The sequence below is a fragment of the Actinomycetota bacterium genome, from assembly GCA_014360655.1.
Taxonomy (GTDB): Bacteria; Actinomycetota; Geothermincolia; order Geothermincolales; family RBG-13-55-18; genus JACIXC01.
This window is the reverse complement of sequence record JACIXC010000026.1, coordinates 1-15,943: the sequence shown is the minus strand read 5'-3', so window position 1 is coordinate 15,943 and position 15,943 is coordinate 1. Positions and strand designations below refer to the sequence as shown.

Sequence of the window (15,943 nt, the reverse complement as noted above, 5' to 3'; positions counted from 1 at the left end):
GCTCAACGAGATCCTTTGCAGATGGAATTACGTGTACAATTACGTGAGACCACACCAGAGCCTGGGTTATCTCACCCCCATGGAGTTCCTGAAGGCGTGGATGGAGGAGAGCAAGGATAGGGATGGAGTGTTCACCATGTAGTGAACCAGCACACGTCGTTGTTTGCGCGCGGCGCTTGTGCTACAATTTGCGCTGTTTGGGAAAGGAGGAGAGGATTTGCCGAACATAAAGCAACAGGAAAAGAGGATGCGCCAGGCGGAGAGAAGGCGCATGCGCAACAGGTCGCGCAAGTCGGAGATAAAGACCTACATCAAGAAGTTCGACGCCGCGCTGCAGCGGGGGGACCGCGAGGAGAGCGAGCTCTACCTCAGGAAGGCGGTCAAGGCGCTGGACAAGGCCGCCGGCGACGGCATAATACACAGGAACAAGGCCGCCAACCACAAATCACGACTCATGCGCCGCTTCAACCGCGCCCTCTAGCGCAGGCGTGCGCCCAGCCTCTCCTCAAGGGAACGCACTATCTCGCGCCACAACCCCTGCGCCTCCTCGTCACGCATGGTGCGGTCGAGGGCCTGGAAGACCAGGTTATAGGCCAGGCTTTTCTCTCCCTCCCGCAGCTGCCCGCCCCTGTAGAGGTCGAACAGCCTCACCTCCCGCAAGAGCGCTCCGCCCGCCTCGCGTATGACCCTTTCCACCTCGGCGGAGTCCACCTCGTCCCTCACCACCACCGCCAGGTCCATCTGCACGGCTGGAAAGCGCGGTATCTCCCTGTATTCGGGAACGTCCTTCACGCTCCGCAACAGGGTGTCCACCTCCAGCTCCATGACCACCGTCTGGGGCGGCAGGTCCAGCCGTTGCGCCAGGCGCGGATGCAGGACCCCCATGCAACCAGCCTCCCCGCCGCATACGACGGCGCAGCTGCGGGAGGGGTGCAGGAACGGGAACTCCTTTCTTTCGAGGGCCCATCCCTCCAGGTGCAGGGCACCTGCCAGCAACTCCCAGACGCCCTTCATGGTGAAGAAATCGACTTCCTCCGCTTCGCGGTCCCACTGCTTGGGGGTCCATTTGCCGGTGAGGGCGCAGGCGAGGCGCATGGGCTCGTGGGGCAGCTTTTCCCCCGCTCGCGGCAGGAAAACCCTCCCCATCTCGAAGAGGTGCACGTCGAGCACGCGGCGGTTAAGGTTGAAGCGCAGCGCCTCCAGCAACCCCGGCAGCAGGCTGGGCCGCATGACGGAGGCTTCCTCGCTCAACGGGTTGCGCAGGCGCAGGGTCTCCCGGGGCAGGTACCTCCTCTCGCCGTCGAGCAGGTCCGGCCACCACGCGGGGATGAAGGAGACGGTGATGGCCTCGTGCATGCCAGCTCCCACCAGAGCGCGCGCCATCTCCCGACGCATCCTCTGCGCGAAGGTGAGGCGGCCCACGTTGCTCGCGCTGCGAGGCATGGTACTGGGGATGCGCTCGTAACCGTAAAGCCTCGCGACCTCCTCAACCAGGTCTATCTCCCGTTCCAGGTCACGTCGGAAGGTGGGTACCTCGACCTCCAGCACTCCCTCCTCCGCCGGCGTCGCCTGCAGCTCCAGCGAGCGCAGTATGCTCAGCGCTTTCTCCTCGTCCAGGGAAATGCCTATCAGCCTGGCGGTGCGCTCCACCCTCATGCGGAGCCGCACGGGAGCGATCCTCCGCGCCACGGCGTCCACCGCTCCGGGACTTACTTCGCCCCCCGCGAGCTCGCGCATGAGGAACGCGGCGCGGTCGGCCGCGAGGCGGCATCCGCCGGGATCGACGCCCCTCTCGAAACGGTAGGAGGCCTCAGACGAGATATCGTGCCTGCGCGAGGTGCGCATGATGCCGGCCGGGTCGAAATGCGCCGATTCGAGGAGGACCTTCACCGTCTGCGGGCGCACCTCGCTGTTCTCCCCGCCCATGACCCCCGCCAGCGCCACCGGTCCCGAGGGGTCGCAGATGAGAAGGTCGTCCGTTGCGAGGCGTCTCTCCACGCCGTCCAGGGTGGTCAGGACCTCCCCGCCACGGCTTCTCCTGACGATGATGTGCCCCTCGCGCACCAGGTGGTAGTCGAAGGCATGCAGGGGCTGCCCCAGCTCGAGCATGACGTAGTTGGTCACGTCCACAACGTTGTTTATGGGCCTTATGCCGGCGGCGCGCAGCCGTTTACGCAACCACCAGGGAGAGGGCCCGATCCTTATCCCGTCTATCACGCGGGCGACGTAACGGGAACACAGGTCGTCGTCCAGTATCTCGACCTGCACCTCCTCCTCCGCAGGCACCCCTTCTTCCCGCAGGGAAAAATCGGGCCGCCGCAGCCGCGCCCCCGTGAGGGCGGCGATCTCTCTCGCGATCCCGAGCATGCAGAGACAGTCCGGCCTGTTGGGAGTTATTTCCAGGACGAGGACGGTGTCCTCGGCGGCCAGCGCCTCGGCCAGGTCCATCCCCTCGCGCGCCCCCTCCTCGAGCACCATGATGCCCTGGGCATCGTCCGAGATGCCAAGCTCCCGCTCGGAAAGCAACATGCCTTGCGAGGCGACCCCCCTGATGGTGGTCTCGCGTATCACGGTGCCGTCCGGCAACCTGGCGCCCGGGAGGGCCACCGGGGAGAGGATCCCCGCCGCGACGTTGGGCGCCCCGCACACTATCTCCCTCACTTCTCCGCCGACGTCCACGCGGCAGAGGGAGAGGCGTTCCGCGGAAGGATGAGGCCTGGCCTCCAGCACCCTGCCCACCAGGATGCCCCTCAGCTCCCCGCCCACCTTTTCCACCGCCTCGACGGACGTCCCCGAGGCGGTGAGAAGCTGCGAGATCTCCCGGGCATCCAGCTCCAGGTCCACGTATTCGGCCAGCCACTGCAGGGAAACGCGCATGTGCATCCACCCCCTCAGTATTGACGCAGAAGGCGCAGGTCGTTATCGAAGAAGAAGCGGATGTCGGGCACGCCGTACTTGAGCAGGGCGATGCGCTCCACCCCCATGCCGAAGGCGAAACCGCTGACCTTCTCGGGATCGTAACCCACGTAGGAGAACACGTTGGGGTCGACCATGCCCGCCCCCAGGATCTCCAGCCATCCCGTCCCCTTGCAGACGCGGCACCCCTCCCCGCCGCACATGTTGCAGGAGACGTCGACTTCCGCGCTGGGCTCGGTGAAGGGGAAGAAGTGGGGTCGGAAACGCACCCTCCTCTCCTCGCCGAACATCTGCCGCGCGAAGGCCTCCAGTGTGCCCTTGAGGTCGCCCAGCGAGATGTCCTCGTCCACGGCGAGCCCCTCCACCTGGTGGAACATGGGTGAGTGGGTGGCGTCCGGTACGTCGTGCCGGTAGGCCTTTCCGGGCGCGATGACGTAGAGCGGCGGCTGCGTGGATTCCATCACCCTTATCTGCACGGGGGAGGTGTGCGTGCGCAGCAGGACGTCATCGTAATCCCCGCCGGGCACCTCCACGTAAAAGGTGTCCTGGAGTGACTTGGAAGGATGCCAGTCGGGAGTGTTCAGGGCCTCGAAGTTGTAGTAATCGAGCTCCACTTCCGGCCCCTCCGCCACGCGGTATCCCATGCCTATGAAGATGTCCTCGATCTCCTCGATGATGCGCGTCAGGAGGTGGCGCGTGCCGTAAGGGATATGCCTTCCGGGCAGGGTGACGTCGAAGGTCTCCTCGTGAAGGGACCGCTCCAGTTCCTGCGCGAGGAGGCTCTCCCTGCGCCGCTCCAGCTCCTCCTCGAGGGCGCCCTTCAGGGCGTTGCCCAGCCTTCCCAGGCGCCGGCGTTCCTCCGGCGGGAGTTCCCTCAACCCCTGGAGCATCGCCGTTATGCGTCCCTTGCGGCCCAGGAAAGCCACCCTCACCTTGTCCAGCGCATGCGCGTCCCTTGCCGCCCGCAGCGCTTCCCGCAGGTCCTCGTACATGGATTTCAGCCGGGGGTCGTCCTCCAGTTCCCTTTCCACGTCCTCGGGGATAAAGCCCTGCAACCTCTCCTTCCTCCTTCCCGTCACCTCATTCAACCGCCACTTCCCCTGCGTTTCCTGAGTACCTCGTAGAGCAGCAAGGCCGCCGCCACGGCCACGTTGAGCGATTCCGCCCGTCCGGCGATGGGTATGTGCACCAGCTCGTCCGCCAGTTCCCTTTCTTCCCGGGCCAAGCCCCAGGCCTCGTTTCCCATCACCAGCGCCAACCTCTGCGGCCACTCCACCTCCCAGAATACCCTGCCGGAGCGCGCATCGGCCGCGTACACCGCGTAACCCGTCTCCCGCAGCCTTGACACGGCGGAAACGGCGTCTCCGCTCAACGCAAGGGGAAGGTGAAAGATGGAACCGGCGGTGCTGCGCACCGTCTTTGGGTTGTAGGGATCGGCACTTTCCGGGCACACGACCATCCCGTCCGCGCCCGCCGCATCCGCTATGCGTATCATGTTGCCGAGGTTGCCCGGGTCCCTCACGCGATCGGCCAGGAGCAGGGTGGAAGGCTCCTGCCGCAGCAGTTCCTCGAGCCCCACGTGCAACATGGGGCATACCGCCACCACGCCCTGCGGGGTGACAGTCGAGGTCAGGGTCTGCATGACCTCGTCGCTCGCCTCGAAGACCGGTATGGACCTGGCCTCCAGCGCACCCGACAGGGTCTCGAGCAACCGCGAGCCGCGCTGGTCGCATATTATGCATTCCGGGGGTGATTTCGCCTGCACGGCTTCTCCCACCGCCTGAATCCCCTCCGCCAGGAAGAGGGATTCGCGGTAGCGCATGTTCTTCTTGTGCAGGCGGCGGTAACGCTTGATCCGCTCGTTCCTGGGACTCTCTATCAAACCAGCCGGGCGAACCCCATCACGCCCTCGCCTCCTTCGCCGTCACCTCTTTTTCCAGATTATCCCTGGCTATCTCGGCCAGTCGCGAGAAGGAGGCGGGGTCGGACACCGCCATGTCCGCCAGAACCTTGCGGTTTACTTCCACCTCCGCCAGCTTGAGGCCCCGGATGAAGCGGTTGTAGGAGAGGCCGTTCATCCTCGCCGCGGCATTGATGCGCGCTATCCACAGGCGGCGGAAGTCGCGCTTCCTGGCACGCCTGTCCCGGTAGGCGTACTGAAGGGAATGCATCACCTGCTCGTGGGCGCTGCGATAGCTGCGGCTGCGGGCGCCGCGATATCCCTTTGCCATGGCCAGGACCTTCTTCCTCCTCTTGCGCCTGGCCACCGCATGCCTGGTCCTAGACATCTTCCATCAACCCTTTCGTGTTACCGTGAAACCGTCCGCGCTGCACGGCGCCGCTTCAACCCCTCCCTATCAGCTTGCGCACGTTGCAGGCGTCGTGGGGCGACACATCCTGCTTGACGCGGTACGACCTCTTGCGTCTCGCGTCCTTCTTCACCAGGAGGTGACTTCCGTATCCCTTCCTCCTCCGCAACCTGCCTCCACCGGTGACCTCGAAGCGCTTCGCGGCGCCGCGGTGTGTCTTCATCTTGGGCATCGCTACCTCCACTCATTTCTTGTTTACGCTCAGGGGGGTGAGTATCATCTGCATGTTGCGTCCCTCGAGCTTGGGCTCCGATTCCACCGTTCCCAGCTCCGCCAGCTCCTCCGCCAGCTGCTGCAGGAGACTCCTCCCCAGGTCGGTATGGCTCATCTCCCGCCCCCTGAACATCACGGTCACCTTGACCTTGTTGCCCGCTCTCAGGAACCTCTCGATGTGCCGCTTCTTGATCTCGTAGTCGTGGCGGTCTATCTTCGGCCGCATCTTCATCTCCTTGTAGACCACCACCGCCTGCTTTTTACGGGCCTCCTTCATCTTCACCGTCTGCTCGTAACGGTATTTACCGTAATCCATGATCTTGCACACGGGGGGATCGGCGAGGGGTGCCACCTCCACCAGGTCGAGGTCCATGTCCTCCGCTATGCGCAGGGCCTCCTCCACGGGCTTGATCCCTATCTGCTTGCCGTCCGGACCCACCAGCCGAACCTCCCTGGCCCGGATCCCCTCGTTCACGCGCACGTTCTTTTCTATCTGGCATCCCTCCCGTCATAAACGAAAAGGATAGCGGTTTCCCCGCTATCCACGGGCCCTTCCTAACCCTGCCGGCTTCCCGCCGCAAGGTGAGAAGCGAAACCGCTTCTTCTTCACCTTATACTCCTGTCGGCGTAAGTATAGATTATCTCGCGGTCGAAGACAACGGCCAGCGCTGATTGTCGTCCCGGTTCATCAAGTGCCGTCCCGCTCGCCCTGCTTTCCCAGGTATGGCCCTTCCGGGGGGCGGGCTACCCTGCGGCCCTTTTACGGGCGGATGCCGTCCCTCCGCCCTCCGCTCCCGCGGCGCCGTCCCACAGGGGGAGGGTGAAGGAGAACGTTGTGCCTTTCCCGCGCCTGCTCTCCACCCACATCCTGCCTCCGTGAGCCTGTACCAGCTCCCTGCTGATGGAAAGCCCGAGACCGGTGCCGCTCTGCTGCCGGGTGGAGGAGGAATCCACCTGGTAGAACTTGTTGAATATCTTGGGCAGGTCCTGCTGCGAGATGCCGATGCCCGTGTCGCTCACCTGCACCAGGCAATGGTCTCCCTGCTCCGAAGCCTCAACCCTCACCTCCCCGCCCGCGGGCGTGAACTTTATGGCGTTGTGGACGAGGTTCATGAATACCTGGCCCAGGCGGTCGGCGTCACCGCAGACCGCCCGCGGGTCGGCAGGGAAGTCCGTGCGCACGCTTATCCCTTTCTCCTGTGCTAGGTTATCCAGTTGCGCGAGCACGTCCGCCACCACCTGCCGCAGGTCAACCGCCTCCCGCTTCACCTCGATGATGCCCGCCTCGATACGCGAGAGGTCGAGCAGGTCGTTGATGAGCTTGGTAAGGGACTCCGTCTGTTTTGCCACGATCTCGAGGTAATGCCGCTGCTTCTCGTTGACGGGGCCCACCCTCTCCGCGTCCAGCAGGCGCACGAAACCCTTGATGGAGGTGAGGGGCGTCTTCAGCTCGTGGGAGACGATGGAGATGAAGTCCGACTTCATGCGGTCGAGCTCGACGAAATCGGTCACGTCGTGGAAGAGGATGACCGCGCCCGAGATCCCGCCCAGAGCATCCCGCAGGGGCACCCAGAGCACCTGGAAAAAAGAGGTGTACTCCTTCTCCAGCACCATCTCGCTCTTCACGTTGTTGCCCTTCACGAGGACCTCGCGCAGGGCATCCTCGCATGAGACCTCGTGGAACTCGACCCTTGAACCCCCTGCGGCCAGCGCCTCCTGCAGGGTCATCATGTGATGGTTCCTGTCCAGGGAGAGAAGGGCCGCTATGGAGGGGTTGGCCAGGACCACGCGCGCCTCCTCGTCTATGACCAGTAGGCCGTCGGAGAGGGAGTTGATGATGGTCTCTATCTTGCCCTTGTCCTCCAGTATGGTCCTGTAAAGCCCCGCTTTCTCCAGGGCTATGGCCGATTCGCTCGCCAGGGTGAGCAGGATGCGCGCCGCATCGTCGTCGTAGGTGTCCACGTTGCGGGAGAAACAGGCGAGGACGCCGATGACGCTGGCGCTGGCATAGAGGGGCACGGCGATCATGGAAGTGTAGCCCACTGCCTGCAGGAAGTCACGGAAGCGCGGGTCCTCTCCCGCATCGCTGAGGATCACGGGCAGCACGGCCGAGGCGGAGACGTAGAGGGGATTGCCCGCCTCGTCCGCCAGGAGCGAGGATGGCGTCGGGCTACCCCTTCCCGCCCGCGCTTTCAACTTTCCGTCCTCCCCCAGGATGCAGAGGGCCATGGCGTCGCTCTTCACCAGAGCGCCCGCGTTCTCCAGCAGGATGTCGATTATCTCGTCCTCGTTCAGGGTGGATGCGAACCTGAGGGAAACGGCATAGAGCGCCGAGAGCTCCCGCCGCTTGCTGTCCGCCTGGTCGAAGAGATGGGAGATGGCCTGCTTCTCGCGTTCCTGTTCCCGCGCCTTGCCGATGACGAAGAAGCCGCAGAGCGCGATGAGGAAATATATGGGAACGGCCATGGCCATCCCCTTGAGCTGTTCGAAGGAGAGACTCTCGTAGAAGTAGGGCGCGAAATAGGCCGCGCAGGTGAGGGCAGTGAAGAAGACGTTTTCCAGCAATTCGAAGTAGGCGGACGAGAAGATGATCACCGTGACGTAGAGCAGGGAGAGTGCGCTCCGGCTCCCCCCGGTGAGGTAGACCATGATGGCGATCAGGGCATCCGTGGCGAGCAACAGCGAGGCGAAGGCGAGAGGCCGGTAACCCTCGTAGGGAAAGAAGCGATGCCCAAGGTAGACGACGATGGACACGACCACGAAGGCGTAGAAGAGGGGTGATGCGATGCGCTCGCTGTAAGGCAACACGAACAGCATGGAGGCGACGATGATGGTAAGCCAGAAAAGGGAGGCCACGAAGCGGGTGGAGGTGAGGAGCACGCGCACCTCCTCCCTGCGGCCCGCGCCCGGCTTTCTCTTGCGCCGTCGGGACCCCGCCCCCGCCACCTCCGCAAGGCTACCGCCCGCACCTCTCGCACTGTTCATGGTTCGCTCAATCCCTGCGCCTGCGGTCGAAGACGAAGTTGCTGCCCGACATGTTCTTGACGTATTTCTTGAGCTCCGCCGCGATCTGTGCCACCTTGCCGGGATGATCGAGTTCCCGGTAGGTGTTGTGGACGATGGCGATGCTTATGGACATGATGGGGAAATGGCGCACGTTGCCCTGACGGTCGGTGCTGACGATGTATCCCCGCTCGCGGTCCTCGGGCTCGTAGTGGGAGGGTATGCGCGCGTCGAACAGCCTTATCAACTCCTGCGCGATGAGTGGCGCCCTGTCCATCTCGGTCACGATGATGAAGTCGTCGCCCCCGATATGGCCGACGAAATCTTCTTCGCTGCCGTATTTTTCCATGGCCTCTATGATCGACTGCGCGGTCATCTTGATGACCTCGCTGCCGGCGACGAACCCGTAACGGTCGTTGTATGCCTTGAAATCGTCGAGGTCGGCGTAGCACACCGCGAATTTCCTGCCGCTCTCGATGCGCGCGGCGATGTTCTCCTCGATGGCCCGGTTTCCCGGCAGGCCCGTGAGGGGGCTGGCCTCCGCATCGCGCAGGGAGCGCCGCAGGTGCATGTTGATCCTCGCCTCCAGCTCCAGGGGATCGAAGGGCTTGGTGACGTAATCGTCGGCCCCCGTCTCCATGCCCTTGATCTTGTCCTCCAGCATCCCCTTGGCGGTGAGTAGGATGATGGGTATATGGCTGGTGAGCAGGTCTCCACGCAGGCGCAGGCAGACCTCGAGGCCGTCCAGGTCGGGCATCATGACGTCGAGGACAACGAGATCCGGCCTCTCCCGCTCGCAGAGCAGCAGGGCCTCCTTTCCGTCCCGCGCCTCGATGGGTCGGTACCTGTCCTCGCTGAGCGTTTCCACGATGAGCTCACGGATATTGGGGTCGTCGTCCACCACCAGGATCTTGTATTTTCTGCCCTCGCTCAGGCCGACGCCCGTCTCGCCCCGCAGTATCTCGTCGAACAAGCCTCACACCTCCAAGCTTCCACGGCTTCACCGCCGGCACGACTCTCCCACAACGGCCTCCCCCGCCTACCTTTTGACGGGATCACCACCGTGCCTGTCCAGGATATCCAGAAAGACTTCCACCACCCTGGGGTCGAACTGTGTGCCGGCATTTCGCACCAGCTCCTGCCTCGCTTCCTCCAGGGGGAGGGCCTTCCTGTAGGGACGGTCCGAGCGCATCGCCTCGAAGGCGTCGGCCACGGAGAGTATGCGGGCGCAAACGGGGATGTCCTCTCCCTGCAACCCGTCCGGATATCCGCGCCCGTCGTACCTCTCGTGGTGGTGCAGGATGATAGGACGCGGTCCCTGCAGGAATTCCACTGGCTCGACGATGCTGTCGCCGAGAGCGGGGTGGGTCTTCACGTGGGAGTACTCCTCCTCGGTCAGGGCTCCCGGCTTGTTCAGCACCCTTCCCGCGATGCCGATCTTGCCGATATCGTGCAGGGTCGCGGCGTACTTGAGTTTCTGTTTCTCCCTCTCGTCTAGCCGCATGGCCTCGGCGATCATGAGGGCATAGGCGGTGACGCGCTCCGAATGGCCGCGCGTGTAGGGGTCCTTGACCTCTATGGCCTTGGCCAGGGCCTGCACGGTGGAGAAGTAGCTGCGCTCGATGTCCTCGTACAGGGAGGCGTTCTCTATGGCCATGCCGGCCTGTGAGGCGATGGCCGCAACCAGTTCCATCTCCTCTTTCTCCAGGCCACGGGACTTGCGGGGCGGCAGCAGCACGGCGAAGAGCCCGCTCAGCCTTTCCCTGGCCTTGAGGGGGTAGAGCAGCACGCCCTCCACGCCGTGCTCGCGAAAGACCTCCCTGGGGAGCAGGAATCCCGCATCCTGCGAGGAGATGACCACCGGCTCGCCGGTCAGCAGGGAAGAGAGGTGCTCGCGTGGGAGCTGCTCCAGGCCGAAGCCCCTCTCCCTTTCCTTCTTCCAAAGGTCTTCCTCGATGAAACCGTACCATGCGCCCGGGACGCACTTCCCGTCCTCGAGCAGGTAGATGCAGCACATGACCGCTGGGCAGAGGTCGACGCTCATCCTTACCGCTTTGTACAGGATATCCTCGAGGTCGAGGGTGGAGTTGATGGCCCGGGTCATCTCGAGGAGCGCCACCGTCTCCTTTATCTTTTTCTGTTCTCGCTCGTGGAGCCTGGCGTTCTCCAGGGCCACGGCCAAACGGTTGGCGAAACCCTCCGCAACCCGCAGTTTCTCCCTGCCGAATGCGGGCGCGGCAGATGCGCGTGCGACGAGCACCACGCCAGAGGTCCGCCCCCGTACCTGCAGCGGGAGGAGCAGGCACCTCCCGTTCTCGCGCGGGTCGACCACGGCGTCGCCGACACGCGAGCTCTCCTCGAGGATCACGGCCTCCCCCTTTTCCAGCAATGCCTCCGCCACCTCCCTGCTCACCGGCAACGGCCCCTCGGCATGCGCCGCGCGTTCCTCCGCAACCGCCACCAGCCGGCGATCGCCGTCCACCTCGTAGAGCACGGCGGTATCCGCGTCCAGCATCTCCTTAAGGCGCCTCAGGCCGACCCTCGAGAGGGTCAGGGGATCTAGGGTCGCCGCTATGGTGTCGGGGAAGCGGTCTACCTCCTGCAGGTCCTTCACCAGCTCCTCGCGCTTTGCCCTTTCCGCGCGCAGGCATGCCTCGCACAGCATGAGCTTGATCTCGCCGCGTATGCAGGCTTCAGGGACATCCTCCCCCGTGGCGAGGGTCCCGCTTTTCGCACCCGCGTCCTCGTCGAGCGCACGGAAAAAGGCGTCCGTCAGCCTCTTCACGTGTTCCCAGAGGTTGTCACTGTCCCGGGACAACCTCTCCACGAGCTCCCGGAGCGGCGCATCGTCCGCCTTTTCTCCCGCGCGGCGCGCAAGGTAGTATTGCATGAGCCTGTCCATGAACTCCCCCGCCGCGATCCCCGACTCCGCCAGCAGCCGCAAGTCCTGCGCCTCCAGGCAGGGAAGCAAGCGCGCCGGAAAGTGGCCGCCGCTCGTGAAAGAACCTTGAGCGACCTTTCCAGTCAATTCCCTGGACCAACCTCTCGCAACCTCGTATCCTCGTCCGCCATAGAGTTTTATCGGCAAAACGGGTAGAAGGTTTTACGCGGCTTATAGCGGTTTACGTCGCATTATCTTGATATATGCGGCCGTGAAGGGTCCCCCCTGAAGGTGCATTGCGCCACGGCCCGGGATCGCAAGGCGTGCTTCACGTGGAAGGCGCGGCGGGGATCCGCCGCGCCTTTCCCCGGCGGGCCCCGTTCCCGCCGACCGGGGGATACGCTCCTAACTTATCCTTTTCATGAGGTTGGCCATCTCCACCGCGCTCAACGCGGCCTGCCAGCCCTTGTTCCCCTGCTTGGCTCCCGCCCTCTCCACGGCCTGCTCTATGTTGTCCGCGGTGATGATGCCGAAGGCCGTGGGGACCTCCTTCTCCAGGTTGACGCGGGCGATCCCCTTCGACACCTCGGCCGCGACGTACTCGAAATGCGGCGTGGAGCCGCGTATCACGGCCCCCAGGCAGATGACGGCGTCGTAGCGACCGCTCGCCGCCAGGCGCGAAGCCACCAGCGGGATCTCGAAACAACCCGGCACCCATGCCACGTCCACCCTGTCCATGTCGGCATCGTGCCGCTTCAGGGCGTCCAGGGCCCCTTCCAGCAGGCGTGTGCTGATGAACTCGTTGAAACGGCTGACCACGATGGCGAAGCTGAGGCCGCTCGCTACCAGGTTACCCTCGTAATCCGTCATCTCGCTGCTCCTTTCCTCTCAGAATTCCAGGAGGTGGTTGAGCTTCTCCTTCTTCGCCCTGAGATAGGCGTAGTTCTCCTCGCAGGGCTCGATGACCAGCGGGATGCGCTCCACCACCTTCAGGCCGTAGCCCTCCAGGCCCACGCGCTTTGCCGGGTTGTTGGTGAGCAGGCGCATGGTGCTGAGCCCCAGGTCCTGCAGTATCTGCGCCCCTATCCCGTAATCGCGCGCGTCGGGCGGGAAACCGAGCTCGATGTTGGCCTCGACGGTGTCCTTCCCCTCCTCCTGCAGCATGTAGGCGCGCAGTTTGTGCGGCAACCCTATGCCCCTGCCCTCGTGGCCCAAGATGTAGAGGAGGACGCCCTCCCCCTCCTCCTCGATCATCTGAAGCGCCAACCTCAACTGCACGCCGCAGTCACAGCGGAGCGAGCCGAAAACGTCGCCGGTAAGGCACTCCGAGTGGACCCTCACCAGCACGTTTTCCTTCCCTTCCACGTCACCCTTCACCAAAGCCAGGTGACAGCGCCCGTCCACCTGGGATTCGTACCCTATGGCGCGGAATTCGCCGTACTGCGTGGGCAGCCGCACCTCGGCCACGCGGCGCACCAGCTTCTCCTTGCGGTTGCGGTAGCGGATGAGGTCCTCGATGGTTATCATCTTCAGCCCGAAGCGTCTCTTGATCTCCGCCAACTGTGGCACGCGGGCCATGGTGCCGTCCTCGTTCATGATCTCGCAGATCACCCCCGCGGGGAAAAGGCCGGCCAGCCGCGCCAGGTCCACCGCCGCTTCCGTGTGCCCGGCTCGCCTGAGCACGCCCCCCTCCCTGGCGCGCAGGGGAAAGACATGCCCCGGCTTGGAGATGTCCTCCGGCCTGGTGCGGGGGTCGAGCACGGTCTGGATGGTCACCGCCCGGTCACGGGCCGAGATGCCCGTGGTTATCCTGCCCTTGGCGCCTATGGAGACGGTGAAAGCCGTCTCGTGCGTGGAGGTGTTGTTCGTCACCATGGGCTCGATGTGGAGCTCGTCCAGCCTGCTGGCGACGCACGGCATGCATATGAGTCCCCTGCCGTGCTTGGCCATGAAGTTGATGGCCTCCGGCGTCACCTTTTCCGCCGCCATGAGGAAATCGCCCTCGTTCTCCCGGTCCTCGTCGTCCACCACGATGATGATGCGCCCGGCGCGGATCTCCTCGATGGCCTCCTCGATGGTATCGAAGGGGCTGTCTTCCCCGGCCGCGACGTCAGCTTCCTTGTTCGTCTTTTCCCTGCCGTCTCCTTCCATGATCCCGATTCCTCCCGTTACCGATGTCACTACTACTTCCATCCGTCAGAGCGTCAAACCTTTTGGACCCGTGAGCCGCATCGACCCGGCCGACGCGTGCGCGGGGCCCCGCAAGGCCCTTAAAGAAACCCCCCCTCCATCAGCTTGCGGTAAAGGTCTCCGGACGCCTTTTCCTCCCCTTTTTCCGCGTCGCTCCCCCGCTCCAGGTAGGAGCGCACGTACTTGGAGATGATGTCCACCTCGAGGTTCACCGTATCGCCCGCCTTCCTTCCCCCCAGGTTGGTCGTCGCCAGGGTGTGCGGGATCACCGCCACGCGGAAACCATCAGCGACGAGCTCACTCACGGTCAGGCTCACCCCGTCCACGGCTATGGAGCCCTTTTCCACCAGGTATGCCAGGACGCCCGGCGGCGCCGCGAAGGTGAACACGCGCCCCGCCCCGCTCTCCCTTACCTCCCTTATTGTCCCCACGTCGTCGACGTGGCCCTGTACCAGGTGCCCACCCAGGCGGGACTGGAGCGTGAGGGCCCGCTCCAGGTTCACCGCCTCGCCGCTGCGCAGCAATCCCAGGTTGGTGCGGCGCAGGCTCTCGCCGGAAACGTCGGCCGCGAAAAGCCCGGCGCCCGCTCGCACCACGGTGAGGCAGACCCCGTTCACCGCCACCGAATCACCGGGTGCTAGCTCCTTCCATATGCGCGGGCAGGAGATCTCGAGTCGGCCTCCCTGCGCCGTCATGCGCGCGTTCTCGAGCCTGCCCAGCTCCTCTACTATGCCGGTGAACAAGTGCGTGCTCCCTCCTTCTCGACCTCTTGTGCGACCGGCATATCCGGGTCACACGCAACCTCGCGGTCCTGTATCGCCTCCAGCAGGAGATCCTGTCCCACGCGGCGCGTCCTCTCCCAGCGCAGGCGCATCGCCCGCGAGGGGTCACGCACTACGCACCCTTCCACCCATGACCTCGCCTCCGCGTCCCCGAAGACCTTGCCCGACAGGAAGAGGGCCAAGCGGTCCACGAGGCCCTGGCGCAGCAGGGAGCCCGCCAGCGTGGGGCCTCCCTCCACCAGGAGCTGTGCCACCCCCCTTGCGCCCAGTGCCAGCAGCAGTTCCTTCAGATCCACCCTTCCCGCTCCATCGCAGGGCAATTCGAGCAATTCCACCCCCCTTGCGCGCAGGATGCGTGCCTTCTCACGGTCGTTCCTTTCGCCCGTCGCCACGATCACGCCGGGCTCTCCCCCCTGCGCGAGCCTGCACCCCAGGTCCATGGAGAGGCGGGAATCGACCACCACGCGCAGGGGAGGCCGCGCCCCGCGCAGGGGCACCAGGCGCACCGTGAGCTCAGGGTCGTCCGCCTGTACCGTGCCCCTTCCCACCATCACCGCGTCGCTCTCGCGACGCATCACGTGCACCAGTTTCCTCGCCTCCTCCCCCGTAATCCAGCGCGAAGCGCCGTCTCGTGTCGCGGCCCTGCCGTCGGCGGTGGCGGCGACCTTCAGCGTCACCAGGGGCAAGCCCGTGGTCACCAGCTTAAGGTATGCCGCGTTCAGCCTCTCGCTCTCCTCCCGCAGCACCCCGCTCTCCACCGTGACCCCCTCCCCGCGTAGCCTCTCCGCACCCCCTCCCGCGACGTGGGGGTTGGGATCCGGTGCCGCGATGAACACCCTTCTTATGCCCGCGTGGAGGATGGCGTCCGTGCAAGGCGGGGTCCTGCCTTGATGGTTGCAGGGCTCCAGGGTCACGTAGAGATCGCCGCCCGCGGCTTCGCTCCCCGCCTGCGCCAGCGCCACCGCCTCCGCGTGCGGGGTGTGCGGGCCGCGGTGGTATCCCCTGCCTATGACCCTTCCGCCCTTCACCACCACCGCTCCGACCATGGGGTTGGGGTGGGTCATCCCTTTTCCCCGCGCGGCCAGGGAGAGCGCCATCCTCATGTAGGCGGCCGCTTCCTTTCCTTTTCCTGCCATTCTCCTCGCGCCTTCTCCTTGCGTCCCCTGCCACGATCCGCTTGCATGTTGACCGCCGCCATCGCACCCGCGTGGACGCGGTCCGCATTCCGGCGCTGCCGTGCTGCCGTTCCGTTACCTCAACAAAAGGGCGCCGGGAGAAAACCCGGCGCCGCACGATAACGCCTGGAGGTCTTCTCCCATCCGGACTTTCACCGTCGGTGCCGGAATTTCACCGGCTCTGCCCTCAGGCTCGCGGACTTTCACCGCCGGTCGGGGTTTTCACCCTGCCCCGAAGACCTTGCCTTCACAGAAAGATTATAGACGCCCCGACGCCCGCTGTCCATGCAACGAATTGACTCATAATTTTTCTACACGAAACGGATTCGTTGCCTCAAAATAAAAATCTACTCGAAGCGAGGTACCGAAAATCCCCTCGGAGAGCACCTATACCGAGGGGGTGAGGAAGTTGAG

The 15,943-nt window shown here is 64.5% G+C and carries 15 protein-coding genes and 1 riboswitch; of the genes, 2 read left to right on the top strand and 13 right to left on the bottom strand.

Annotated features, from left to right (window positions below):
- On the top strand, nucleotides 1-142 hold a 142-nt coding region (locus H5T73_12515; protein ID MBC7248584.1), incomplete at its 5' end, for a transposase.
- Nucleotides 143-217: 75 nt separating this feature from the next.
- The gene (rpsT, locus tag H5T73_12510) at nucleotides 218-481 is read left to right on the top strand and encodes a 30S ribosomal protein S20 (GenBank protein MBC7248583.1); all 264 of its coding nucleotides are present in this window, start codon (nucleotides 218-220) and stop codon (nucleotides 479-481) included.
- Here the strand turns inward: rpsT and H5T73_12505 are convergent.
- From H5T73_12505 to ribD, 13 genes are all read right to left on the bottom strand, one after another.
- Nucleotides 478-2,877, bottom strand: coding sequence for a phenylalanine--tRNA ligase subunit beta (locus tag H5T73_12505; GenBank protein MBC7248582.1), 2,400 nt, complete (start codon nucleotides 2,875-2,877; stop codon nucleotides 478-480). The two genes, rpsT and H5T73_12505, sit on opposite strands and share 4 nt — an antisense overlap.
- Nucleotides 2,878-2,891: 14 nt before the next feature.
- The gene (pheS, locus tag H5T73_12500; GenBank protein ID MBC7248581.1) at nucleotides 2,892-3,908 is read right to left on the bottom strand and encodes a phenylalanine--tRNA ligase subunit alpha; all 1,017 of its coding nucleotides are present in this window, start codon (nucleotides 3,906-3,908) and stop codon (nucleotides 2,892-2,894) included.
- Between the two features lie 92 nt (nucleotides 3,909-4,000).
- Nucleotides 4,001-4,798, bottom strand: coding sequence for an RNA methyltransferase (locus H5T73_12495; protein MBC7248580.1), 798 nt, complete (start codon nucleotides 4,796-4,798; stop codon nucleotides 4,001-4,003).
- A gap of 19 nt (nucleotides 4,799-4,817) precedes the next feature.
- Nucleotides 4,818-5,204: a 50S ribosomal protein L20 gene (gene rplT, locus H5T73_12490; GenBank protein MBC7248579.1), complete on the bottom strand. Its 387-nt coding sequence runs from the start codon at nucleotides 5,202-5,204 to the stop codon at nucleotides 4,818-4,820.
- A gap of 55 nt (nucleotides 5,205-5,259) precedes the next feature.
- Nucleotides 5,260-5,457 (bottom strand): 50S ribosomal protein L35, encoded by a 198-nt coding sequence (rpmI, locus tag H5T73_12485; protein MBC7248578.1) that lies wholly within the window; start codon nucleotides 5,455-5,457, stop codon nucleotides 5,260-5,262.
- Between the two features lie 12 nt (nucleotides 5,458-5,469).
- Nucleotides 5,470-5,979: a translation initiation factor IF-3 gene (locus tag H5T73_12480; GenBank protein MBC7248577.1), complete on the bottom strand. Its 510-nt coding sequence runs from the start codon at nucleotides 5,977-5,979 to the stop codon at nucleotides 5,470-5,472.
- 263 nt (nucleotides 5,980-6,242) lie between these two features.
- Nucleotides 6,243-8,483, bottom strand: coding sequence for a GAF domain-containing protein (locus tag H5T73_12475; protein MBC7248576.1), 2,241 nt, complete (start codon nucleotides 8,481-8,483; stop codon nucleotides 6,243-6,245).
- Nucleotides 8,484-8,490: 7 nt separating this feature from the next.
- On the bottom strand, nucleotides 8,491-9,474 hold the full coding sequence (locus H5T73_12470; GenBank protein MBC7248575.1) for a response regulator: 984 nt from the start codon (nucleotides 9,472-9,474) through the stop codon (nucleotides 8,491-8,493).
- Nucleotides 9,475-9,540: 66 nt separating this feature from the next.
- Nucleotides 9,541-11,529, bottom strand: coding sequence for a GAF domain-containing protein (locus tag H5T73_12465; protein ID MBC7248574.1), 1,989 nt, complete (start codon nucleotides 11,527-11,529; stop codon nucleotides 9,541-9,543).
- Nucleotides 11,530-11,787: 258 nt separating this feature from the next.
- Complete coding sequence (locus tag H5T73_12460; protein MBC7248573.1) at nucleotides 11,788-12,252, bottom strand: 6,7-dimethyl-8-ribityllumazine synthase; 465 nt, start codon at nucleotides 12,250-12,252, stop codon at nucleotides 11,788-11,790.
- A gap of 18 nt (nucleotides 12,253-12,270) precedes the next feature.
- Entirely contained in the window at nucleotides 12,271-13,533 is a 1,263-nt protein-coding gene (locus tag H5T73_12455; GenBank protein ID MBC7248572.1) for a bifunctional 3,4-dihydroxy-2-butanone-4-phosphate synthase/GTP cyclohydrolase II, read from the bottom strand.
- 119 nt (nucleotides 13,534-13,652) lie between these two features.
- Nucleotides 13,653-14,315, bottom strand: coding sequence for a riboflavin synthase (locus H5T73_12450; protein MBC7248571.1), 663 nt, complete (start codon nucleotides 14,313-14,315; stop codon nucleotides 13,653-13,655).
- Entirely contained in the window at nucleotides 14,300-15,490 is a 1,191-nt protein-coding gene (ribD, locus tag H5T73_12445; GenBank protein ID MBC7248570.1) for a bifunctional diaminohydroxyphosphoribosylaminopyrimidine deaminase/5-amino-6-(5-phosphoribosylamino)uracil reductase RibD, read from the bottom strand. Before ribD ends, H5T73_12450 begins: the two co-directional genes overlap by 16 nt.
- A 167-nt stretch (nucleotides 15,491-15,657) precedes the next feature.
- Nucleotides 15,658-15,773: riboswitch (FMN riboswitch) on the bottom strand.
- Nucleotides 15,774-15,943: the final 170 nt, after the last annotated feature.

What these genes read in the sequence shown, in the direction of transcription:
- H5T73_12455 (MBC7248572.1), bottom strand. Translation starts at nt 13,533, where the DNA reads ATGGAAGGAGACGGCAGGGAAAAGACGAACAAGGAAGCTGACGTCGCG.
- H5T73_12460 (MBC7248573.1), bottom strand. Translation starts at nt 12,252, where the DNA reads ATGACGGATTACGAGGGTAACCTGGTAGCGAGCGGCCTCAGCTTCGCC.
- ribD (MBC7248570.1), bottom strand. Translation starts at nt 15,490, where the DNA reads ATGGCAGGAAAAGGAAAGGAAGCGGCCGCCTACATGAGGATGGCGCTC.
- H5T73_12505 (MBC7248582.1), bottom strand. Translation starts at nt 2,877, where the DNA reads ATGCGCGTTTCCCTGCAGTGGCTGGCCGAATACGTGGACCTGGAGCTG.
- rpmI (MBC7248578.1), bottom strand. Translation starts at nt 5,457, where the DNA reads ATGCCCAAGATGAAGACACACCGCGGCGCCGCGAAGCGCTTCGAGGTC.
- H5T73_12475 (MBC7248576.1), bottom strand. Translation starts at nt 8,483, where the DNA reads ATGAACAGTGCGAGAGGTGCGGGCGGTAGCCTTGCGGAGGTGGCGGGG.
- pheS (MBC7248581.1), bottom strand. Translation starts at nt 3,908, where the DNA reads ATGTACGAGGACCTGCGGGAAGCGCTGCGGGCGGCAAGGGACGCGCAT.
- rplT (MBC7248579.1), bottom strand. Translation starts at nt 5,204, where the DNA reads ATGTCTAGGACCAGGCATGCGGTGGCCAGGCGCAAGAGGAGGAAGAAG.